Source organism: Amycolatopsis sp. cg5 (genome assembly GCF_041346955.1).
GTDB lineage: Bacteria > Actinomycetota > Actinomycetes > Mycobacteriales > Pseudonocardiaceae > Amycolatopsis.
In genome coordinates this window covers 8111239-8132598 of record NZ_CP166849.1, presented here as the reverse complement: position 1 = coordinate 8132598, position 21360 = coordinate 8111239, and the positions used below count along the sequence as shown (strand labels likewise).

19 protein-coding genes are annotated in these 21360 nt (G+C 68.9%); 9 read left to right on the top strand and 10 right to left on the bottom strand.

What is annotated here, in order from left to right; translation table 11 throughout:
- Window positions 1-12 precede the first annotated feature (12 nt).
- Window positions 13-1743, top strand: a complete 1731-nt coding sequence (locus AB5J62_RS36690) for a hypothetical protein (protein ID WP_370944634.1) — start codon at window positions 13-15, stop codon at window positions 1741-1743.
- Here the strand turns inward: AB5J62_RS36690 and AB5J62_RS36685 are convergent.
- Window positions 1737-2387: a class I SAM-dependent methyltransferase gene (locus tag AB5J62_RS36685; RefSeq protein WP_370944633.1), complete on the bottom strand. Its 651-nt coding sequence runs from the start codon at window positions 2385-2387 to the stop codon at window positions 1737-1739. The two genes, AB5J62_RS36690 and AB5J62_RS36685, sit on opposite strands and share 7 nt — an antisense overlap.
- 147 nt (window positions 2388-2534) lie before the next feature.
- On the opposite strand from AB5J62_RS36685, the gene AB5J62_RS36680 reads away from it, so the two are divergent.
- Window positions 2535-6485, top strand: a complete 3951-nt coding sequence (locus AB5J62_RS36680; RefSeq protein ID WP_370944632.1) for an alpha-(1->3)-arabinofuranosyltransferase family protein — start codon at window positions 2535-2537, stop codon at window positions 6483-6485.
- A gap of 153 nt (window positions 6486-6638) precedes the next feature.
- Here the strand turns inward: AB5J62_RS36680 and AB5J62_RS36675 are convergent, their stop codons facing one another.
- Window positions 6639-7013 carry a hypothetical protein gene (locus tag AB5J62_RS36675; RefSeq protein ID WP_370944631.1) on the bottom strand — a complete coding sequence of 125 codons (375 nt, stop codon included), beginning with the start codon at window positions 7011-7013 and terminating at the stop codon, window positions 6639-6641.
- Between the two features lie 57 nt (window positions 7014-7070).
- Here AB5J62_RS36675 and AB5J62_RS36670 point away from each other — a divergent pair, with 57 nt between their 5' ends.
- Entirely contained in the window at window positions 7071-7547 is a 477-nt protein-coding gene (locus AB5J62_RS36670; RefSeq protein ID WP_370944630.1) for a hypothetical protein, read from the top strand.
- Here AB5J62_RS36670 and AB5J62_RS36665 read toward each other — a convergent pair.
- A complete protein-coding gene (locus AB5J62_RS36665) occupies window positions 7508-8695 on the bottom strand; it encodes a polysaccharide biosynthesis protein (RefSeq protein ID WP_370944629.1) in 1188 nt (395 codons plus the stop codon). The genes AB5J62_RS36670 and AB5J62_RS36665 overlap by 40 nt on opposite strands.
- A gap of 70 nt (window positions 8696-8765) precedes the next feature.
- Between AB5J62_RS36665 and AB5J62_RS36660 the strand changes: the two genes are divergently transcribed.
- Window positions 8766-10430 (top strand): hypothetical protein, encoded by a 1665-nt coding sequence (locus AB5J62_RS36660; RefSeq protein ID WP_370944628.1) that lies wholly within the window; start codon window positions 8766-8768, stop codon window positions 10428-10430.
- 3 nt (window positions 10431-10433) lie between these two features.
- On the top strand, window positions 10434-10610 hold the full coding sequence (locus AB5J62_RS36655; RefSeq protein WP_370944627.1) for a hypothetical protein: 177 nt from the start codon (window positions 10434-10436) through the stop codon (window positions 10608-10610).
- Between the two features lie 930 nt (window positions 10611-11540).
- Here the strand turns inward: AB5J62_RS36655 and AB5J62_RS36650 are convergent.
- Window positions 11541-12773: a glycosyltransferase family 4 protein gene (locus tag AB5J62_RS36650; protein ID WP_370950432.1), complete on the bottom strand. Its 1233-nt coding sequence runs from the start codon at window positions 12771-12773 to the stop codon at window positions 11541-11543.
- Window positions 12774-12926: 153 nt separating this feature from the next.
- Here AB5J62_RS36650 and AB5J62_RS36645 point away from each other — a divergent pair, with 153 nt between their 5' ends.
- Complete coding sequence (locus AB5J62_RS36645; RefSeq protein WP_370944626.1) at window positions 12927-13628, top strand: class I SAM-dependent methyltransferase; 702 nt, start codon at window positions 12927-12929, stop codon at window positions 13626-13628.
- On the opposite strand, the gene AB5J62_RS36640 is transcribed toward AB5J62_RS36645, so the two are convergent.
- Window positions 13625-14707, bottom strand: a complete 1083-nt coding sequence (locus AB5J62_RS36640) for a DUF3068 domain-containing protein (protein WP_370944625.1) — start codon at window positions 14705-14707, stop codon at window positions 13625-13627. The two genes, AB5J62_RS36645 and AB5J62_RS36640, sit on opposite strands and share 4 nt — an antisense overlap.
- A 209-nt stretch (window positions 14708-14916) precedes the next feature.
- On the opposite strand from AB5J62_RS36640, the gene AB5J62_RS36635 reads away from it, so the two are divergent.
- Window positions 14917-15288, top strand: a complete 372-nt coding sequence (locus tag AB5J62_RS36635; protein ID WP_370944623.1) for a hypothetical protein — start codon at window positions 14917-14919, stop codon at window positions 15286-15288.
- On the opposite strand, the gene AB5J62_RS36630 is transcribed toward AB5J62_RS36635, so the two are convergent.
- Genes AB5J62_RS36630 through AB5J62_RS36620 form a run of 3 tightly spaced genes read right to left on the bottom strand, consistent with a single transcriptional unit; the run spans window position 15246 to window position 18297 of the window.
- Window positions 15246-16421 (bottom strand): PucR family transcriptional regulator, encoded by a 1176-nt coding sequence (locus AB5J62_RS36630; protein WP_370944622.1) that lies wholly within the window; start codon window positions 16419-16421, stop codon window positions 15246-15248. The two genes, AB5J62_RS36635 and AB5J62_RS36630, sit on opposite strands and share 43 nt — an antisense overlap.
- 28 nt (window positions 16422-16449) lie before the next feature.
- Window positions 16450-17112 (bottom strand): response regulator, encoded by a 663-nt coding sequence (locus AB5J62_RS36625; RefSeq protein ID WP_370944620.1) that lies wholly within the window; start codon window positions 17110-17112, stop codon window positions 16450-16452.
- Between the two features lie 9 nt (window positions 17113-17121).
- Window positions 17122-18297, bottom strand: a complete 1176-nt coding sequence (locus tag AB5J62_RS36620) for a sensor histidine kinase (protein WP_370944619.1) — start codon at window positions 18295-18297, stop codon at window positions 17122-17124.
- Window positions 18298-18468: 171 nt separating this feature from the next.
- Here AB5J62_RS36620 and AB5J62_RS36615 point away from each other — a divergent pair, with 171 nt between their 5' ends.
- On the top strand, window positions 18469-18774 hold the full coding sequence (locus AB5J62_RS36615) for a hypothetical protein (protein ID WP_370944618.1): 306 nt from the start codon (window positions 18469-18471) through the stop codon (window positions 18772-18774).
- A 203-nt stretch (window positions 18775-18977) separates the two neighbouring features.
- Window positions 18978-19337, top strand: coding sequence for a hypothetical protein (locus AB5J62_RS36610; protein ID WP_370944617.1), 360 nt, complete (start codon window positions 18978-18980; stop codon window positions 19335-19337).
- A 34-nt stretch (window positions 19338-19371) separates the two neighbouring features.
- Here the strand turns inward: AB5J62_RS36610 and ddaH are convergent, their stop codons facing one another.
- Together ddaH and AB5J62_RS36600 are read right to left on the bottom strand one after the other, a co-directional pair.
- Window positions 19372-20127, bottom strand: a complete 756-nt coding sequence (ddaH, locus tag AB5J62_RS36605) for a dimethylargininase (protein ID WP_370944616.1) — start codon at window positions 20125-20127, stop codon at window positions 19372-19374.
- On the bottom strand, window positions 20124-21290 hold the full coding sequence (locus AB5J62_RS36600) for an LLM class flavin-dependent oxidoreductase (protein ID WP_370944615.1): 1167 nt from the start codon (window positions 21288-21290) through the stop codon (window positions 20124-20126). The genes ddaH and AB5J62_RS36600 overlap by 4 nt, the downstream gene beginning before the upstream one ends.
- Between the last annotated feature and the right edge of the window lie 70 nt (window positions 21291-21360).

The window sequence follows — 21360 nt, the reverse complement described above, 5'->3', positions numbered from 1 at the left end:
GGCGCCGTGCTGGTGCGTGAAAGACCCGCGGTCAAGGTCCTGTCGCCGCTCACCGTCGCGGCTTTCGTCGCCGGGGTGGTGCCGTTCGCTTTTCACGCCTGGGCGGCGTTGCACGGCAGTCTCGGGCAGGACGACTTCCTGATCACCTATCGGGCCGGGCATGCCGGGCCGTTCGATCTCGGGTACCTCTTTCAGGATTACCAGGGACATCTCGCGCCGGGATGTTTTCTGCTCACCTGGTTCTTGACTGCCTTGGCGCCGTTGAACTTCGCGGTCTTGACGATTCCGCTGCTGCTCATGCAGGCGGCCGCTTCCGTCTTCTTCTGGGCGCTGCTGGTACGGTGTTTCGGGCGGCGGTGGGCGATCCTGGTGCCGTTCACCGTGGTGAGCGCGTCGAATCTGCTGCTGGTGCCGACCGTGTGGTGGGCGTACGGGATTCAGGTGCTGCCCGTCCTGCTCGCCATGACCGGGGCGCTGCACGCGCACGTGCGGTACCTGCGCGATGGCGGGCGCTGGGCGATCGGGACGGTCGCGTGGACCGTTTTCGGGCTTTCCTTCTACGAGAAGGGTGTTTTCGTCGCGGTGCTGGTCGTCGGCATCACTGTGCTGCTCGGCGAACCGTTGCGCGAGTACCTCAAGCTCTGGGCCTGCCTGGGTGCCGTGCTCGTGGGCTACGTGGTCTTGTCGCTGTCGTTGACATCCAGCCAGGTCGCGCACGGCAGCGGCACGGTTTCCGCCGGCACCGTCGCGGACCTGAGCGGGCGGATGCTCGCGGACACCCTCCTGCCAGGACTGCTCGGCGGACCTTGGTCCGGGCCGGGGCCCGGTGCGACGTGGTCGCCTTCGCCGATCCTGGTGAGCGTCGGGTTGCTGATCGGGTTGCTCGTGCTGGTCATCGTGACGGGCCGTCGCACCGGCCGGCGTGCTTGGCAGGCTTGGATTCTACTGGGATTCACCTTCGCCGTGGACGTCGCCTTGGTGGCGGCGACGCGGCTCACCGATGTCGGGCCGGGGCTGGGCAACGATCCGCGTTATGTCGCCGAACTGGCGTTGGTCGCCGCGCTGTGCGGGTCGTTCGCGTTGCTGACGCCCGGCGAGACCGGTGGCGCGCGGGAACGGCCGGTCGCGATCGTCCTCTGTGTACTGCTGCTGGCGAGTTCGGCGGTGACTTTTCCACGGCTCGCGCCCGCTTTGCGGTTCGATCAGTCGCGGCAGTACATCGCGAACGTCCGCGCCGCCGTCGAGAGCGATTCGGAACTGGTGCTGTACGACACTTTCGTGCCGCGTGACGTGATGCACGAATGGTTCGCCGACAATTCACGTGCCTCGCACGTGGTCGGGCTGATCCCGGGAACACGGTTCGACCAGGCCGCGGTGAAGATGCACCTGCTCGACGACCTGGGCAGGCCGAAGCGGATCACCGGGGTCGACCCGATCGCGCGCGGACTGCCTGGCCCGGTGCCGGATTGCGGCACCGTGGTCGGTGAAGAACTCGTCCGCGTGCCGCTGGACAAGCCGGTGCTCGGCCGGAATCTGCTCAAGATCGAGTACTTCACCTCCGACGGCGGCGAAGGCTTCGTCGACCACGACGGTGTCCGCACGCCGGTGTGGTTTCCGCCGGGCGTGCACGCGGTCTACGTGCCCATCGAAGGGCTTTACGACAAGGTCGGCCTGCAGCTTTCGGGCAAGGGCGCGCCGATCTGCGCCGCGAAGCTCGAGATCGGGAAACCGATCACTCAGTAAGGATCGTACGGGCTGTCGTGGCCGGCCAGCTTGGCCACGGCACGCAACCGCAGTCGCAGCAGCACTTTGATGCAGACGTTGCGCAAGAACCAGGGCAATTGGGCTAATGTGCGCAGCCGATCGGCCGAAGTCGGTGTGCGCAACTGGAACCGCGCGAGCGAGGTCGCGCGGTCCACATAGGCGTATCGCCGTCCGAAAAGGACCTTCGCGATCGTGCCGAGCGTGACGCCGATCGACGAAAAACAGTCGTGGACCAGTATTTCTCCGCCCGGCGGAAGATGTGCCGACCACCGCAGATCGTCGGTGTAGGTCCAGTAGTCGTGCTTGCCGTCGATGTAGAGCAGCTGGATCGGCCGGTCCCAGCCGGGCCGCAGCTCGGTGCTGTACCCGCTGACGAGCTCGACGACGTCGTCCAGCCCGGCCGCGGTGATGTTCGCCTCGAACCGTTGGCGCGTCGGGGATCCGCCGAAGAGCTTGCCGTCGACGAACGGGTCGACCGCGATCACCTTAGCGCCGACCGTGCGCGCGGCGGAGCCCAGCACGACCGTCGAGCGGCCCTGGTGGCTGCCGATCTCCACGATCACGTCGCCCTTGCCGAGCCTGCGCGCGGCGTTCCACAGCGCGAGGCCCTGGTCCCTGGTCATCCAGCCCTTGACCGGTTCCGCGAGCGCCCACGCGTGGCCGAAGTCGTCCGCTGTATGCGTTCGCTCAGAAGGAATAGCACACCGCCTTGGGCAGGTGGGAAAAATCGTCGGCCCATCGTAGCCACGTTTCCGCCTAGTATCTACCGGATGGTAACAACGGCCGAGCGAACCGAGAGCAGTGTCGAGCGGACACCGCGGCGGTTCTTGCGCGGACCGAGTGCCTGGATCGTGCTCGGGCTGGCCGTGGTGTCGTTCGTGCAACGGCCGGGCAAGACGACTTTCGACACGAAGCTCGACTTGTCGGTTGATCCGCTGAATTTCCTCGTGCGCGCGCTGCACCTGTGGAACCCGCAGGCGACCAGCGGTGAACTGCAGAACCAGGCCTACGGCTACCTGTTCCCGATGGGCCCGTACTTCGCGCTCTGCCGCGCGATCGGCCTGCCGGTGTGGATCTCGCAACGGCTGTGGTGCGCGATCCTGCTCGGGGTCGCGTTCGGCGGCGCGCTGCTGCTCGCGCGGGCGATGGGCATCGGCACCGAGCGGGCGCGGCTGGTCGGCGCGCTCGGGTACGCGCTGGCGCCGCGCATGCTCACCGAAATCGGGCCGCTGTCGGCGGAAATGCTGCCCGCGGTGCTCCTGCCGTGGGTGCTGTTGCCACTGGTGCGCGCGGACCGTATCGGGTCGCCGCGCCGTGCCGCCGGGCTGTCCGCGGTCGCCGTTTTGTGCATGGGCGGTGTCAACGGAGCCATGGTCGTCATGGCGCTGGTGCTGCCCGGTTTGTGGCTGCTGACCCGGTTCTGGACGACGGATCACCTGAAGCTGGTGCTGTGGTGGATCGCCTTCGTCGTCGGCGCGACGCTCTGGTGGATCCTGCCGTTGCTGCTGCTCGGCGAATACAGCCTGCCATTCCTGAACTACATCGAGTCCGCGACGAACACGACCGCGCCGATGTCGTTGTTCGAGGTGCTGCGCGGGACGAACCAATGGGTGGCCTACGTCGTGCAGGGCACGCCGTGGTGGCCGGCGGGCTGGACGCTGATCGACAATCCCGTGCTGATGGCGGTGACCGGGCTGGTGGCCGCGGTCGGGCTGTTCGGGCTCACCCGCGCGGCCCTGCCGGAACGCCGGTTCCTCGTGCTGGGCGTCCTCGTCGGGCTCACGCTGCTCACCGTCGGCTACGTCGGCACGCTCGACAGCCCGCTCGCGGAGCCGGTGCGGCATCTGCTCGACGGGCCGCTCGCGCCGCTGCGCAACGTGCACAAATTCGAGCCGGTGCTGCGGCTGCCGCTCATGCTGGCTTTCGTCTACGGCATCTCGGGGCCTGTGCACGCGGCGCGCCGCTGGGTGCGCCCGGCGCTCGGCCTGGTCTTGGTGCTGGCGATGGCCGCGCCCGCGTTCATGCTGACGCTGCGGCCAGGACCGGGCTGGGACGACGTGCCCCAGTACTGGCATGACGCGCTCGCGTACGTCGCCAAGGCCGACGCGCGTGCCCGCACGCTCATGCTGCCCGCGACCGGCTTCGGCGAGTACGAGTGGGGCCGCACGGTCGACGAGCCAGCGCAGGCGCTCGCGTCGAGCCCATGGGCCGTGCGCAACCAGGTCCCGCTCGGGTCGGAGGGCAACACGCGGCTGATGGACACCGTCGACGCCGCGCTCTCCGACGGCAGGGGCGATACTGGCCTCGCGCCGCTGCTCGCGCGGTCGGGGTACCGGTTCCTGTTGCTGCGCAACGACATCGACCGCCGCAAGCTCGACGCGCCCGCGGTGTCGACACTGCGGTCCGGCCTCGCGGGCTCGCCCGGCATCGGCAAGGCCGCGACGTTCGGCCCGCTGGAGGTCTACGAGGTGCAGCGCGAGGTGCCGACGGTCACCGCGACGTCCACAAAGGACGTTCCGACGGTCAGCGGCGGACCGGAGTCGTTGCTGCCGCTGCTCAATTCGGGCCAGCTCGACCCGTCGGCGCCGACCGTGCTCACCGGTGACGGCGGCTCGCCCGGCGGTCCCCGCTACGTCACCGACGGACTGCGCCGCGCCGAACGGAATGTCGCCGGTGTGCGCGACAATCTCAGCCAGACGCTGACCGCGTCCGAGTCGCCGAGACTCGACCGCGCGGCCAGCGACGTGCTGCCGTTCCCCGGCAGGCAGCACCAGACCGTCGCCGCGTATCGCGGGATCCGCTCGGTCACCGCGTCGACGGCGGCCTCGTTCGCCGACGCGTTCGGCAGCGCGGACCCGAGTCATCAGCCGTTCGCGGCCATCGACGGCGACCCGCGCACGGCCTGGCATTCGTCGTCGTTCACCGGCCCGATCGGGCAATGGCTCGAGGTCGAGCTCGACACCCCGAGGCTGGTCGACGCGGTCGACCTCGAGATGGTCGAAGACATCCGCGTCGGCTGGCCCGCCACCCGCATCCGGATCACCACGGACGCGGGCTCGGTCGAGCAGCAGGTCGCCCGAGGTGCCGGTCCGCACAGTTACCCGACCGCCCCGGGGTTGACCCGCAAGGTCCGGATCACGCTGCTGTCGCTGGTCGTCGGCAGGCAGGACGGCAACGTCGGCATCGCCGAGCTCAAGATCCCGGGCACCGACCCGCAACGCGCCCTCGAGGTCCCGTCCGACCTGCCCGCAGGCGACGTCCCCGGCTTCGCGTTCACGCGAGGCGCTCAGCCGCGCTACGCCTGCGTGACCGACGACGGCCACGTCCGCTGCGACTCGGCCTTGGCCCGCCAAGGTGAGGAACCCGGCGGGGTGCACCGGCTGTTCGGCACCACGGCACGCACGGCGTTCACGTTCGGCGGCACCGTGGTCCCGGCGTTCGACGCCCGGAACCCGGTGACACTGCCCGGTGTGCAGGTCTCGGCGACCTCCCAGCTCGGCGGCGACATCGCGGCCTCGGGCTTCGCGGCCGTCGACGGCGACCCCGCGACGGCGTGGATCCCCGATCTGACCGACTTGCGCCCGACACTGACTTTCGACTGGCCGGAGGCCCAACGGATCTCGTCGCTGCGCGTGGCCGTCGACCCGCTGGGAACGGCCAAGGCGCCGCCGCGGCTGGAACTGGCCGCCGACTCCGGCAGCCAGGTCGTGGAGCTGACCGACGGGGTGGCGACGTTCGCCCCGCTGGAGACCAAGCAGCTGAAGATCAGCATCATCGCGTCGGACGACGACCGGCGGATCGCGTTCGGCATCGGCACCCTGTCCTTCGACGGCCTGCCGAGCCCGGAGACCTCGTTCACGGTCCCCTGCGGCGCCGGGCCGAACGTGCACCTCGACGGGCTGGACTACCACACGTCCGTGCAGGGCACGCTCGCCGATCTGACCGCGCACCGCCCGCTCGCGCTGCGCACGTGCCCCGACTCCGACGGCGGGGTCGAACTCGCGCCGGGCGGGCACGAGGTGCGCACCGATCGGTCGGATTCGTTCGTGGTGCAGGACTTGTGGTTCCGGCCGGACGGCGCCGTCGTCCGGCCGGTCGAGCACCGTGCCGTCCAAGTGTCCAAATGGGACGCCACTTCGCGCGAGGTCACGGTCGCGCCTGGTGAGGAAGCGGTGCTCTCGGTCCCGGAGAACGCGAACGCGGGCTGGGTGGCCACTTTGGACGGTCGGCCGCTGGTGAAGACCCGGGTCGATGGGTGGCAGCAGGCTTGGCTCGTGCCAGCCGGGGCGGGCGGGGTCGTGTCGCTGGCGTTCACGCCGGACTCCACGTATCGGACGGCGCTGCTGGCCGGGGCCATCGCGGTCGCGTTGTTCTTGCTGGGCGCGTTCTTGCCCGCGCGACGGCGGCGGATCACGGTCGAGCCGGGTGGGGCGAGTGTGGCCGCGGTGGGGATGATCCTGGTCTTGGTGGTGCTGGGCGGGATGCTGCCGGTGGTGCTGCTGATCGTGTGCCTGCTGGGGCGGCAGTTCAGTGAACGGGTGCCGCGGGTGCTGGCTTTCGGGGGGATGGCCGTGGGGACCGGGGTCGCGGTGACCGGGCGGTTGCTGGGGCATGGGCAGGACTGGGCTTATGGGCTGGTTACGCAGGGGGCGCTTTTGCTCGCCGCGGCGGCTGTGGTCGCTTGTTGTGTCGAGTGGTTCGGGGCGCGCCGTGTGCCGTGAGCGAAACCCGAGTTTGGGCCATTGGGTGGCCTAAACTCGGGTTTCGCGCATCACGGCTACGCGAACGGTCCGCTGGAGCCGTTCGAGGTTGGGGCAACGGCCCGAGCACTCCAGTCTGGTGAGGTGCGAAGAGGAACCTGGGCGGACAACCCGCTACTGGCCAAGCCGATCGTGATTCGCTTGGCAACGCTCGAAAGGCTCGGTGTGCCGCGCCGAACCATCACCCACCGATGCGCGCGCGGAGTTTGGCAAATGTTGGTGCGGGGCGTTGTCCTTCTCAGCAATGCCGAGCCGACCGATGAACACCGCATCCAAGCGGCGGTCCTCCACGGCGGCGAAGGCGCGATGCTGACCGGGATCTGGGCACTTCGCCGATTCGGTCTCCGGAACCTCCCCATGCCCAAGGATGTGCATGTCCTCGTTCCCTCCGAGCACAAGATCAGCAGCACCCGGTTCGTTCATGTAGAGCTGACCAATCGCCTGCCGGACCCACTGATCCGCCAAGGCATTCCAGTCGCTCCTGTGCACCGGGCGGTGCTCGATGCCACGAGGCGACTCCGAGACGAGGACACGATCCTCAGAGTCATGACCGAGGCGGTCCAGCGCGGCCGTTGCACCGTCGACATGCTCGCCCGCGAACTCGAGCAGGGCAGCTCCCGCGGTGCCGCGAAGCCGAGGCGCGCACTCGTGCCATTGACAGGCGGCGCCCGATCCGTAGCCGAGGCCGATGCCTGGCGTCTCTGGCAACGTTCAGGCCTCCCGCCTTGCCACTGGAACGTGAAGATCGTGGACGCGCGAGGTCACCACATCGCCACTCCCGACGCCTGGGCCGACGAGGTCGCACTCGCCTGGGAAATCGACTCACGCAGCCACCATTCCCAGCGCGACGACTACGCCAAAACCCTGGCCAGGAACACCCGCTACACGAAAGCCGGGATCGTCGTACTCCAGACCGAACCGGCTCGCCTACGCACAGAGCCCGACCAAGTACTCGCCGAACTCCGAGCCGCATACCAGACAGCTCAAGCCCGTCCCCGCCCCGAAGCCCGGATCTCGACGTAGGCACCGGCGAGCGCGAGCCCGCCGACGCAGCAGGCGGAAACCCCGACCACCTGCGCGGCCGAGCCGTGCAGCCAGGCCGTCACCACGACGACCTCGGTCACCACGGCCGCCCACATCAGCACCGTGACCCGGCGGTCGCCGTCGGCGAGGCGGGCGTACAGCAGGAGCTGGACCAGTGCGAGCATCGAGCCGGTGAGCGCGAACGGCCACACCGCCATCGTGCTGCCCGCGTAGCCGGCGCCGCCGATGATCGTCAGCAGCCCGGGGCCGAGTATCAGCGCGACCGCCAGCACCACCGCGTCCAGGCTCGCGCAGACCAGCAGCGCGATCGGGAGGGCACGCCGTCGTGAGCCGCCGTGTGCGAAGCGGGGGAGCACCAGGACGCCGACCGCCTGGGGGAGCCAGTACGCGATCTTCGTGACGATCGAACCGAGCGCGTACTCGCCCGCGACGGCGGCGGGGAGGGTGTGGCGGGCGAGTACCAGGTCGAGGTTGACCAGGAGGACCAAGGCGAGCATGGCCTGGGCCGTGTGCAGGACCTCGCCGACACGGGCGCCGCGGACCGGGCGGGGTTTGCCGCAGACGATCCAGCTGACCGTCACGACCATGAGGGAGCCGAGTGCCGTTCCTGCCAACGCGCCGGTCGCATTGCCCGTGATCAGCAGGCCGACGAGTGAGCCTCCGACTTTGCCGACGCCTTCGAGCGCGATAAGGCCTGCGAGGACCGAGAAGCGTCTGCTGCCTTGTAAGAGGCCGTGAAAGAGGCCTAGGAGCGTCAGAGGGCCGAGAGTGGCCGCGAGGAGCAGCGCGGGCACGAAAGAGCCCAGGTGCAGTACGAGGACCAGAACCGGCACCAACAGCAGGCCCAAGCCGGCGACGATCGACGCCGTTGTCAAGCCGAGAGTCATCAGGGAGGTGTCGGACTTGCGGGCGACGCGGAGTGCGGTGACCGTCTGCAGGCCCATCGCGGGGACGACGCCGATGACGAGGACCGCGAGCAGTGAGCTGAGTTCGCCGAACGCACTCGGGGCGAGGATGCGGGCGGCCACCAGGCTCAGGGCGTAGCTGCCCGCGTTGTTGCATGCCAAAGCGAGCGAGACGAGGATCGCGGAAACGCGCTCGTCCGTCCGTGCTTCGGCTACGGTCAACACCCGCTCCTTTATTACCGGCGAGTAATCGAGCGACCATAGCCCGGCCGGAAGCCGAAAGGGAGGGCCGTTGGGAGTAACCAGGCGACTTGCCCTGCCTGCAGTCTCGGCGGGGCTCGCCTTGCTGATGCTGGCGCCGTTGCTCGGGCGCGGGTTCGTGCTGAGCTACGACATGGTGTTCGCACCACGGCAATCGCTGGTGCCGGACGCATTCGGGCTCGGGTCTTCGCTGGCGCGGTCCGTTCCGGCGGACGCGGTCGCGGCGCTCGCGACGAGCGTGTTGCCGGGCGACATCGTGCAGAAACTCGTGCTCGTGCTGTCGGTCTTCTTCGCCGCTTATGGGGCTGGGCGGCTGGTGCCGACCGAAAGCCTGGGTGTCCGGCTGGTCGCGGCGACGAGTTACGCGTGGACCGCTTACTTCGCGGAACGGCTGTTCATCGGGCACTGGCCGCTGCTCATCACGTACGCGTGCTTGCCTTGGATAGTCAAAGCGGGTCTTAAGCTCAGAGAGGAGCCGAAAGCGCTTGCGCACTTGGTGCTCGCTTGCGCGCCTGCGATGCTCACCCCGCCCGGTGGGGTCCTGGCTGCTGCTACCGCGGTTGTCGCTGCTGGGCCTCGTAAGGCTTGGCAAACGGTGAGTGTCTCGATCTTGCTCAACTTGCCTTGGCTGGTGCCGACGTTGGCGCACCCAGGTGGTTCGCTGTCAGATCCCGCCGGGGTCGCCGCGTTCAGCGCGCGGCCGGAGAGCTGGGGGCCGGCGATGCTGAGCGTGCTCGGGCTCGGGGGGATCTGGAACGGCGATGTCGTGCCGGGCAGCCGGAGCGGGCCGATCGCGCCCGTGCTGATCCTCGTGACGCTGGCCATCGCGATGCCGGGACTCAAGACGTTGGCGCGGCGCTGGGGTGCCGCGCCCGCGCGATCGTTGGTGCTGCTCGGGGTTTGCGGGGTCTTGCTCGCTTCGCTCGCGACTTTGCCGCTGGGCGAGACCGTGCTCACCTGGGCGATGACGCACGTTCCCGGTGCCGGACTGCTGCGGGACGCGCAGAAGTGGGTGGCGTGGCTGGCGTTGCCGATCGCGCTGGGGTTCGCGCTCGCGGTCGAAGCGGCCGCGCGGCGGGCGAAGGGGGTGGTCGTGGTGGCGGCCGTTTTCCCGTTGCTCGTGATGCCGGATCTCGCGTTCGCGGGCTGGGGCAGGCTGGAAACCGTGCACTACCCGGACGATTGGCGGGCCGTGCACGATCTGCTCGACGGCGACGACCGGCCGGGCGATGTGCTGGCGTTGCCTTTTTCCACGTTCCGCGTTTTCCGGTGGAATGATTTCCGGACGCAGCTCGATCCAGCGCCGCGGGCCCTGCCGAAGACCGTGCTGATCGATGACACGCTTCGCGTCGGCACTCAGGTGATCGCGGGCGAGGACACCAGGCTCGATCGGATCCGGCAGGCGAAATCGGCGCGTGAGCTGGCTTTCGAAGGCGTCGGATGGATTCTCGTCGAGCGTGGCACGCCCGGCCGGGTCGATCCCGCGTTGCTCGCCGACGCCACTCCAGTGTGGTCTGGGCCTTGGCTGACGCTGTATCGGACGCCGGTCGCGCCCGCGGTGCGCGAGGTCTCCTGGACCGGGGTGTTGCTGGCGAATGGAGTAGCGCTGACAACGATCATGGCCGCACTGTTGTGCAGCATGTTACCGATGCGTAGATTGAGCCCCGGCCGGATTTCCCTGCCGCAGAAGGAGTAACCCTTGGCAACCCTGGTAGGCGTCGTCGCCGCCGCACTCGCCGGGCTCGGGCTCGCCGCGGGCGGCAGCCTCGCACTGGTCAGCACCTCGGACCCGGACACCACCACCACGGTGGAGGCCAGGTTCCAGGACAAGTACAACCCGCTCGACAACCTGCCGACGATCTACGGCAACCGCTGACGCCTCAGGCCGATGTCCCAGACAGCTTCCGACCAGGCGCACAGCGTCGTCGGGCTCTACGGTGATCCCACCGTTTCCTGGAGCATCCTGGTCGAAGCACGCCTTTTTTCGGTGCTGCCCGTCGAATCCGCACGCGAACGGCTTCGTGACGCGACGGTCAGGTACCCCCATCTCGGCGCGCCCGCGGCCGTCGAGCCGATCCGCGCTGCCGAAATCCCGCGGGTACGCGCGCGCTTCGCGGCCCGGCCCTACGAACGCGGCGAGCCGCTGATCCGGGTCGCCGTGTGCACGGACGAGCCCGCGGTGCTCGTCGCCGCGCATCACGGCGCGCTCGACGGGCTGGGCCTGCTGGCCGTGCTCGGGATCGTTGTGGACAGTCCCATTTCGTCCGGCGCCAAGGGAATCGGCGCCAGGTCCGCGGGAACGTCCTTTCTCACCTCGGCGGCCAAGCGGCTCGCTGAGGCTCTTTTCGCGCCACCGGCCAGGATCACGCCGGACGGCGGCGTCGCGACGCCTGGTGACGTCTTCAGCGCCAGGAACGAGCCCAGGATGCGGTTCGGCGCGGCGGACCTCGTCACGGCGGCCGCGCACGCGACAGAGCGCTGGAACGGCGAGCACGGTGGTTCCGCGGCACGGGTGGTGGCCGCGATCGGCGCCTCGTGCCGGGCGGGTGCCGCGCCGGAACCGGAACGGGACAGCGCCTTCTTCCGGCTGCGGGTGAGTGCCGCGCCGGTCGCACGCGAAGTCGCGACGGCGTTGGCGGCTCAAGCGCCGGAGCCGGATTTTCCGGCGCGTAGCAGCAAAATCGCGCGACTCGGCACCCGGCTGCTCGCGAGCAGGCTCGGGTCGACCTTCCTCGTCTCCAATCTCGGCGTGGTCGAGGCCGCCGGTGTCCGGTCGATCGCGTTCTATCCGGCGGCCAGCGGGCGGTCAGGCGTGGCGTTCGGCGCGGCCACCGTCGGCGACACCAGCACGGTGACCGTGCGCGCACGTCGCAAGGACTTCGACGGCGCGGCCGCGGGCAGGCTGGCCGACGGCGTGGTCGCCGCCCTGCGACGGCAGGGTGCGCGCACGGGGAGCGGTCAGCCCGGCGACGTCGCGCACCAGTGACTCGAACCGGTCGGCGCTGCGGTCCCAGCTGAACTCGCCCGCCCACGCGACGCCGGCCGTGCCCATGGCGGCGCGGCGGTGCCGGTCGCGGAGCAGCGTGTCCACCTGGGCGGCGAAATCGTCGAAGTCGTCGGCCAGCAGGCCGGTCTCGTTCTCCACAATGGACTCGGTGACCCCGCCTGCCGACCGGTACGCGACCGAAGGCACGCCGTGCGCGGCGGCCTCCATGTTCACGATTCCCCAGCCTTCCTTGACCGAGGGGCACAGGTGCACCCACGACCGCGCGAGCACCTCGTGCTTGCCGCGCTCGTCGACCCAGCCGTGCAATCGGACCCGGTCGGCGACGCCACGCCGGACGGCGTGCTCCCGTAAGACCTCGTGCCACGGTCCCTGGCCGACGACTTCGAGCCGCAGCGTCGGCCAGCGGGGCGCGAGCTCGGCGACGACGTCGATCGCGTGCTCGATCCGCTTGTGCGGCACCAGCCTGCTCACGGCGACGAGGGTGGGTTCCTTGCTGCGGCTCGTGTCGAGCCGCGGCGGCGCGTCCATCCCGTTGGGCACGACGCCGATCCGCGAGCGGTCCACGCCGAGCGTCACCAGCTCGTCCTTGGTGACGTCGGAAACCGTGACGTAGCGGCACTTCCGGAACAGCCAGGGCGCCAGGGTGGACTCGATCCACCAGCCGATCCGGCCGAGTGCCTCACCCAGCGCGCTGATCCACTGTTCGTGGTGGACATGGTGGACGAGCACGAGCACCGGGCAGCCCGCGACCAGCTTGGCGAAGAACGGCATCCCGTTCTGCACGTCGACCACCAGATCGGCGCGGGCCTTGCGGATGGCGAGCAGCGCGTGCGGGTACACGCCGAACTTGTTGCCGCGCCTGCGATAGCGGACACCGTCACGCCACTCGCCCGAGTTGGCCGACGGGTACTCGGCGCACTGGATCTCGACGCGGTAGCCGGACCTGGCCAGTCCTTCGGCCATCCGCTCGACGTACCGCTCCGAGCCGCCGCCTTCGGGATGGCCCGTGTCACGCCAGTTGACCAGGAGCACACGGGGTCGGCGCATCGATTTTCTCCAAACCTATGGCGGCGGTGCTACGTTACCGGTGCGTACACAGTAGGCGAATCATTCTCAGAAAGCGATGGTTCGATGGTAGGGATCATTTCAACGCCGGTTCATCATCGGGCCACCTTGCGTCGTTCCGTGACGTTGTTCCGGGCATTTCTCACCGAGCAGACCGACCCTGACGGTTTCTATCGGACCCTCGCCGAGGATTCCGTCCGGCAATTGGCCGCTCACACGCCGCTGAACGGCCGGACGATCGTCGATGTCGGCGGCGGCCCCGGTTATTTCTCCGACGCTTTCCGCGCGGCGGGCGCGTATTACCTGGGTGTCGACCCCGACGTCGGCGAGCTGTCCGCGCGGGGCGCGCCCGGCGAGAACATGGTGCGCGCCAGCGGCACGAAACTGCCTGTGCGCACGGGATCCGTGGACATCTGCTACTCGTCGAACGTGCTGGAACACGTCGGCGAGCCCTGGGTGATGCTCGACGAGATGTGCCGGGTCACCAAGCCCGGCGGCACCGTTTTCATCTCCTTCACGCCGTGGTATTCGCCGTGGGGCGGCCATGAGACCGCGCCTTGGCATTTCTTCGGTGGCCATTACGCGCGACGGCGTTATCAACGGACCATGGGCAAGGAGCCGAAGAACAAATTCGGTGAATCCCTGTTCCCGTTGTCGGTCGGCGCGGCCGTCCGCTGGGCGAAAAGCACTCCGCTCGCGCGATTGCACCAGGCTTATCCGCGTTATCACCCGAGCTGGGCGATGTGGATCGCGAGGGTTCCAGGACTGCGGGAAATCGCGTCCTGGAACCTCGTCTTGGTGCTTCGAAAGAACGGTACCTAGAAGAGGGACTTTCTCGTGAGCCCGTGCTGCGGGCCCGTGCGCTCGGCGGGCTCGGGCTCGGGCACGGCCTTGCGCGAGGTGAGCAGCAGGAACAGGCCCAGCAGCAGCATGACCCCGCCGCCGGCGCCGAACGCGATCGGCCCGACCGTGGTGATGAAGTCCAGCTTGCCCTTGTTGGCGTTGACCTGGTCGATCAGCCCGTTCACGGTCTTCTGGTCGAACGTGAGCGTGCCGTCGAAGACCACCGTCGTCTCACCGGACCCGATGGCGGGCCGCAGTTCCTGGTGCTGCTGCTGGGATTGCTTCACCTGCACGCCGGTGACCGGCTCGACCCACATGGTGATGGTGCCCTTGTAGAACAGCGGCACGTCCTTCACCGAATCCTCGGACGATCCGATGAGCGAACCGGGGACCGTCTTCGTCGCGATCTGCGTGTCACCGATGTTCTGGACGAACTTGTAGACCTCGACACCGTTGATCTCCTCGGTGCCCTTGAACTCGGCGGGCACCGCGGTGCCGGTGTTGTCGTCGTAGACCGGGTAGGTCTTCTGCTCGGTGCCGAACGGGAACTTGAACTGCAGGCCCGGCTGGGCGCGCTCGACGTTCTTCTCCGGTGGCTTGGCGCCTTCGGGGACCTTCACCGATTCGTCGAGCTTGGTGACGAACGAACTCTTGGCCTGGCACTTGAGCTCTTCGCCGTCCTTCGGCACGTAGCCCTCTGCCGTGCGGCGGTCGAAGCACACCTGCCGCTTGCTGGCGCTGACGATGGTGTTGTCCTTGACGTCGACCACCTGGACGGCCAGCAGCCAGACCGCGACGTCGGTGCCCGCCTTCATCTCGGCGGGCTCGAAGTTGGCCTGCACCTTGGCCGTCGCGGCCAGCGTCGCGCCCTTGCGCAGCTCGGCGCCCTTGCTGGTCACGGCCAGCACCTGGATGTTCGAGCCTTCCAGCACGGACGTCGAACTCTGATCGAGCGGGACCTTCGCCAGCTTGGCGTAGACGAAAGTGGGCAGCAGTACCGCGATCGCGATCGCGAATACGCCCAGTCCCAGCAAGATCAGGCTGAAAACACGTCGCAACGGTCCTCCTCGGTGAGGCTGCGAACACCGAAACTACCCGACGGTAACCGGCTGCAAGATAGTGACTCTCTTGTCAGCCGGGGTCAAATTGTGACCCTGCGTCGCAGGTATCCGATTCGCCCGTAAGGTCGTACCAGGACCACCGTTCGGCGCAAGCGGCCAAAAATGTTTGTTCCCAGGGACAATGCCGGTGCGGCGACCATCTGCCCATGGACATCGGCGCTTACTCCGATTCGATCGCCGACACCGAGCTCCGCGATGCGGTCGCGGACGTCGCCGCGCTGCTTTCGTTGCACGGCAACGTCATCCGGGATCTCGACGCGAGAAAGTCACGCTGGCGCCGCCGCGGGCACGCGCCGAGACCGGACATCGTCGTGTCCGTGCCGGGACATCGTCCACAGTGGACGAGCAGGCCGGGTGCCGAGGTGACGCTGCCGGTCGGCACCACCACGCGCGGCCGCACGCTCGCGGTGCGGCTCACCGCGCGCCCCGGCTTCAGCCGCGAGCTGCTGCGGCTGGCCGTGCTCATCGACGCCGATCAGTCCTCGGCTTCGAGCCGCACGGATTCCAGTGCCACGTAAAGCTCGCCGATGTCGACCGGATCGGTCAGGTCGCGTTTGGTGAGTTCCTGCACCCGCCGCAGCCGATAGCGAACGGTGTTCGGATGCACGAACAACCGGTCGGCCGCCTGCTTCGCGGAGCCGTGCCCGGCGAACCACGCCGCGAGCGTGTCGAGCAGCACTTTTCGTTCCTGCGCGGGCAAAACGAGCACGCCGGACAGACTCGACCGGACGACTTCCCGGGTCATCGCCGGCGCTCCGGCGACCAGCGTCGTCACCGGTGAATCACCGAAGACGGCGACGCCTGGCGTGCCAGCCGGAAGGGAAAGCCGCGCGACCCGAGCGCGGCTCAGCGCGTCCGGGATCTCGGCCAGCCCGGTGAACGGCTTGCTCATCCCGACGGCCAGCGGCATCGAGCCCAGCACGTCCCGCACCCGCCGCACGTCTTCGAGCCGGTCGATGGCCACCAGCCCGGCTTCCGCGCCGTGCCGCCACACCGACCGCCACCGCCGCGCGCGCAGCAGCAGTTCGACCGCGTTGTGCCAATCGGGCTCGACGGCTTCGCTCACCACCGCGACGAACATCCCCGACGGCGGCAACCCGAGCACCGCGGCCGTTTCCTCGAGTTCCAGCGGGTCGCTCAGCCTGCCTTGCAGCAGGTTTTCGAGCATTTCCCGCCGCTCCGGCGACGGCTCGGCCGCCACTTCGTCGTATGCGGTGGCGAGTGCGTCCGAGTAGAGGTCGATCGTGCGCCAAACGGTCGAACTCATCGCCGCCGTTTGCGCCGAGCTGATGAACCCGGGACCGGCGAGCCCGAGCAGCGCCTCGTAGACGAACATCCCACCAATCCGGAACGCGCGGAGCACGGCGGGCAGCGGGATTCCTTGCCGCGCCTGCGCGAGCCCGGTCTTGCGCGCCGCGTCGAGCGAGAGCTCCCGCCCGTCCGCGAACGACGTCAGCGCCCGCTTGAGGTTCGCCCGGCAGACCTGCCGCAGCTCGTCGGGCGCGACGGCGTCGACCTGGTGGTAGAACTCGTCCTTCTCGCTGAGCAGCTTCGCGAGGCGGTCGGCGAACTCCGGGAGCCTCGTGAGCATGGCCTGCATGAGCTCACGCTGCTCCCGAGGAGCCGGAGTGGCGAGAGCCTCGGTGCCCATCCGCTGACTCTAACCCGGCGGCACTGCGTCAGGCGGAAACCAAGCCCGCTTCGTAGGCGAAAATCGTGAGCTGGACCCGATTCGTGGCGTCGAGTTTCGCGAAGACACGGGTGATGTGGGTTTTCACCGTGGCCTCGCTCAAATGCAGTTCGGCGCCGATTTCCGCGTTTGTCTTCCCTTGGGCGACGGTCGTGACGATTTCCCGTTCCCGGTCGCTCAACGAGGCCAGCGCCGCGCGGGCCTGACGGCGGCGCGGGTTCGTGCGGGTCGCGACGAACTGGCCGATGAGCCTGCGGGTGGCGCTCGGGGTGAGCATGGCCTCGCCCGCGGCGACCAGCCGGACCGCGTCGATGATCTCCTGGGGCGAGCACTCCTTGAGCAGGAAGCCGCTCGCGCCGGCGCCGAGCGCGTCGAAGACGTACTCGTCCAGGTCGTAGGTCGTGAGGATGACGACCTTCGGCGGGTCGGCGAGCGCCATGAGGGCCGCGGTGGCTTCGAGGCCGTTCATCCGGCGCATGCGGACGTCCATCAGCACCACGTCGGGGGCGTGCCGGTTGACCGCCGGGACCGCTTCGTCGCCGTCACTCGCCTCGGCGACCACCCGGATGTCGTCCGTGCTGGCCAGGATCATGGACAGGCCGGTGCGCACGAGCGGGTCGTCGTCCACGAGCAGGACGCGCAGCTGGTTCACGGCTCCAGGTTAGTGCGCTTCCCACGGCAGCCAGGCGCGGAGTACGAACATGGTGCCGGACGGACCGGCGGTGACCGAGCCGCCGAGCAGGTTCGCGCGCTCGGCGACGCCGGTCAGCCCGGTGCCCGAGCCCGGTGACGGGTGCGCGACCAGCGGCAACGCGTTGACGGCCTCGATGGTCAGTCCCGTGCCGGGCGCGCCGCGGACGGTCAGGTCGACCGGGGCGCCGGGTGCGTGACGCAGCGCGTTCGTGAGGGATTCCTGCAGGATGCGGTAGGTGGCGGTGCCCAGCTGGGCGGGCGCGGTGCCCGCCTCCTCGAGCAGGATGGTGACGTTGATGACCATGCCTGCCGCGCGGGCGTTCGTGATCAGGTCGGGCACCTCGGCCAGCGTCGGCTGGGGCTTCGCGGGCTGGCCCAGCGGCGCGTCGCCGTCACGCAGCACGCCGATGACCTGGCGCAGGTCGTCGAGTGACTGGCGGGCGGTCGTGCGGACGCTCTTGGCGGCTTCGCTCGACGCCTGCGTGTCCTTGCTGACCTCGAGCGCGCCCGCCTGCAGCGAGAGCAGGGACAGCCGGTGCCCGAGGACGTCGTGCATCTCGCGGGCGATACGGGTGCGCTCCTCGCGGCGGGTCATCTCGGCGCGGAGCTCGCGCTCGTGGAGCTCACTGCGGGTGAGCTCGTTCTGGATCCCGCTGAGGATGCCGACCATCAGCGGGATCGCGACGAACACGGTCGTCGTCAGCACGATGCCGACGATCTGCCAGCCGGGGGAGGGCGAGTCGCCGATCCAGAGCCCGGCGATCGAGTGCTCGACGTTGTGCGCGTCGCGCCAGACGGCGCGCAGGGTCGCCGCGTAGACGAGTGCCGTGCCGATCCAGAGCACGCGGTCGCGGCGCCGGTTCGCCAGCGCGGCGAGCCCGATCAGCGCGGCCATCGAGTCACCGACGAGCACCAGCGGCGACACCAGCGCGATACCGGTGATCACCTCGGGCCAGCGATGCCGCCAGCACAGCAGCACCGCGGCGACGAGCCCGAGGAGGAAGGAGCTGGTGGACCACCCGTCCGGGTAGAAGTTCTGGTCCGCTTCGACCCAGTTGTACGAGCCGAACATGACGATGCTGCTCAGTACCGCGGCCACCACCGCGAGCACGGTGAGCACCACGCGGAGCACACGCCTTCCCATGCGCTGAGCCTACGCAGTGGTCACGGCCTGGCGGGATCAGCTGATCGTCTCGGGTCGGCGCGCCGGGGTGACGACTTTAGTCGTAACGGGTCTGCGCGCCGAGTACGACGCGGGAACCCCGGGTCCGCTGGTTGTCTGCTCTCAGCTCACCGCAGCTGAAAGGAAGCCCCCGTGACCAAGCAGCAGACCCCGCGACGCCCCGCCGCCACCGGCCTCCTGTTCGGCCTGGCCGGACTGGCGCTCTCACCGCTGGTCGTGGTCGGGCTCGTGCTCTCCGCGGTCGGGCTCGCCCGCGCCACCAAGGGGATCGTGGGCGACGCGCGGCTTTCGATGGCGAGTGTCGCGCTGTCGCTGCTCGGCCTCGCGTTCAGCACGGCATGGGCGGTCGGCTTCGGCACGGCGGTCGACGAGCCCGTGCCGGTCGTCCAGGTCTCTTATGTGCGGACCGTGGACACCGTGACCAGCACCGGGCGCTGAGGGGACTCCGGTGCGCAAGGGGGGATGACGTGCCGGGAGTGGCGGGGAACCACTCCCGGCACGTCGCTGTTTCAAGCATGCCTGAAATGGTAGGAGACTTTATAAAGGTTCTTGCTTATCGGCCGGTCGGCTCGTTACGTTCGTCAGCACGGGGAATTGGCCAACTCTCTGCGAACTGTTGTCCGCCGACAGGAGATTCGAAGATGAAGACGACGAAGAAAGCGGCGATGCTCGGCGTCGCCGCCGCGATGGTGAGTGTCTTCGGCGGGTTCACGCCCGCCGGCGCCGACGTTTCCATTCAGGGAAGCGCCGGACTGTACGACAATATCGACTGGAACCCCGATCAGGGGCAGCTGGGTATTTCCGGCGCGGCGAACCAGTGCGTCGACATTCCCGCGCACTTCCGGAACCGGACGTCCTCGTTCGTGATCAGCGGAGGGCGCGAGCTCATCCTTTACGACAACCCGGGATGCAGTGTCGGCATCGGACGCTGGGACCGCTCACAGCTGAACCTGAACGTCCAGGGCGCGGGCGACCGTGCCGAGTCGTTCCGCTTCCTGTAGCCGAAATGCCCGGGTGGCGACACCCGGGCATTTCTCACACGAGGACGCTGAGACAGGTCACGCAGCCTTCGAGTTTCTCGAATTCGCTGATGTCGACCGTGTGCACGTCGAATCCGAGATCGGTCAGATAATCGGCCGTGCGCGGCGCGCTCGCGCTGATCAATACCGAATCTCCGCCGAGTAGTACAACGTGGCAGCCGCCTTCTTCGATCACCGGACGGAAAGCCGGAAAAACGCCGGGTTCGAGATGGTCCGGCAACGCGACGAAAGTGCCGTCCGGCAATGCCGTGACGGCCGATTTCAAATGCAGCACACCGCGCAACGCCACCGGGACCACTGTCCGGCCGAGCGGCGCCACGAGCGCACGCAGCTGCCGCACGGCGTCGGCGTTGGTGCGGCCGCCGCGTCCGACGTAGACCTTGTCGCCCACCTGGAGCACGTCACCGCCGTCGAGGGTGCCGGAACCGTCGATCGACGCGATCCGCAGCCCGAGGTCACGGGCCGCGCGCTCGGCGCCCGCTCGCTCACCCCGCCGCTCCGGCGCGCCCGACGTCGGCAGGATCGCCAGGTCGCCGCAGACGATCAGGGCATCCTCGATGAACACCGAGTCGGGATGCTCCTCGGCGACGTCGACGTCGCGGACGGTCCAGCCCGCCGCTTCGAGCGCCGCGCGATAGGCGTCGTGCTGCTTGACCGCCAGGTCGAAGTCGACCGGCACCCGGTCGATGTGCGTGACCAGCCCCTCGGCGAGCCGGGTGCTGGGGCGGCGCACCAGCGCGGTGCCGGTCATGAGGCGAATTCCGGGATCAGCTCGCCGATCAGGCGCATGCTCTTCATGACCTGATCATGCGGCAGCGCGCCGACCTGGTGGAAGCACATCAGCCGGTCGACACCGAGATCCGCGTACGCGCGCAGCTTCTTCCGGCAGGTGTCCGGGCTGCCGACGATCAGCGAGTCCTGCTCGTTCAGCGCCTCGAAGATCTCCTCGTCCGGCACCTGCTCGCCTTCGAGCAGCCTGCCGATGACGAGCTGCGCCTCGGTCGGCGCGGCCGTGAGGTCGTCGCGGACGAACTGCCCGGTGAGGTTCGCCGGGTCCTTCATCGCCTCCTCGCCGCGCGCCATCGACTCCAGGAACATGGTCTTGGCGTCGAAGAAGGTCAACGCCTTCACCGTGTACCAGGCCGCAGCGGTCGCCGCGCCGTGGCGCATGGCTTCCTCGTCGGTGTCCGCGCAGTGCACGAACGTGAAGAAGGCGACCTGCTCGTTCTGGACCGCGCCCACCGGGTTCCGGCAGGCCGCGGACGCGTCACGGTAGAGGCCGATCAGGCGGCGGACCCGTTCCAGCGGCTCCCACAGCGTGGTCCCGAGCACGCCGACGCCACGCTTGCCCGCCTCCTCGAACGCGGGCGGGCTGGCGGCCGCCTGCCACAGCGGCGGATGCGGCGACTGGACGGGCTTGGGGCGCACCGGCACGTCGCGGATGTCGAAGAACTCGCTCTGGTACGAGAAACGCTCCTCCGTCCACATGCGCGGCACCATCTCGAACGCCTGCTGCGTCTGCGTGCGCGCGTCGGCGGGGTCGATGCCGAACAGCCGCCATTCCGGGATGGTGGAGCGGGTCAGCCCCATTTCCAGGCGCCCGTTGCTCAGATGATCGAGGGTGGCCGCGCGCTCGGCGATGCGGATCGGGTGATTGAACTTGGCCGGGGCCAGCACGGCCGAATGGCCGAGCCTGATCCGGCTCGTCTGCTGGGAGATGGCCGCGAGCAGCAGTTCGGGCGCGGACGACAGGCTGAAGTCGTCCGCGCCGTGGTGCTCGACCTGCCACCAGCAGCCGTAGCCGAGCTCGTCGGCCAGCCTCGCCTGTTCGATGGCCTGCGTGAAGCGCGCGTGCTCCTGCTCGGCCTGTCTCGGTCCGGGGTCCTGGATCTCGGTGAAGACGTCTAATTTCACCGCTTGAATCTAGGTCGGCGAATCCGGCGGCGGCACCGCCAAAACGTCGACTGCGCTGATCAGGCGTCCG

Coding starts and splice junctions, on each gene's coding strand:
- AB5J62_RS36670 (WP_370944630.1), top strand. CDS start 7,071: ATGACCGAGGCGGTCCAGCGCGGCCGTTGCACCGTCGACATGCTCGCC.
- ddaH (WP_370944616.1), bottom strand. CDS start 20,127: ATGACCGGCACCGCGCTGGTGCGCCGCCCCAGCACCCGGCTCGCCGAG.
- AB5J62_RS36680 (WP_370944632.1), top strand. CDS start 2,535: ATGGTAACAACGGCCGAGCGAACCGAGAGCAGTGTCGAGCGGACACCG.
- AB5J62_RS36630 (WP_370944622.1), bottom strand. CDS start 16,421: ATGGGCACCGAGGCTCTCGCCACTCCGGCTCCTCGGGAGCAGCGTGAG.
- AB5J62_RS36620 (WP_370944619.1), bottom strand. CDS start 18,297: ATGGGAAGGCGTGTGCTCCGCGTGGTGCTCACCGTGCTCGCGGTGGTG.
- AB5J62_RS36685 (WP_370944633.1), bottom strand. CDS start 2,387: ATGACCAGGGACCAGGGCCTCGCGCTGTGGAACGCCGCGCGCAGGCTC.
- AB5J62_RS36610 (WP_370944617.1), top strand. CDS start 18,978: ATGAAGACGACGAAGAAAGCGGCGATGCTCGGCGTCGCCGCCGCGATG.
- AB5J62_RS36635 (WP_370944623.1), top strand. CDS start 14,917: ATGGACATCGGCGCTTACTCCGATTCGATCGCCGACACCGAGCTCCGC.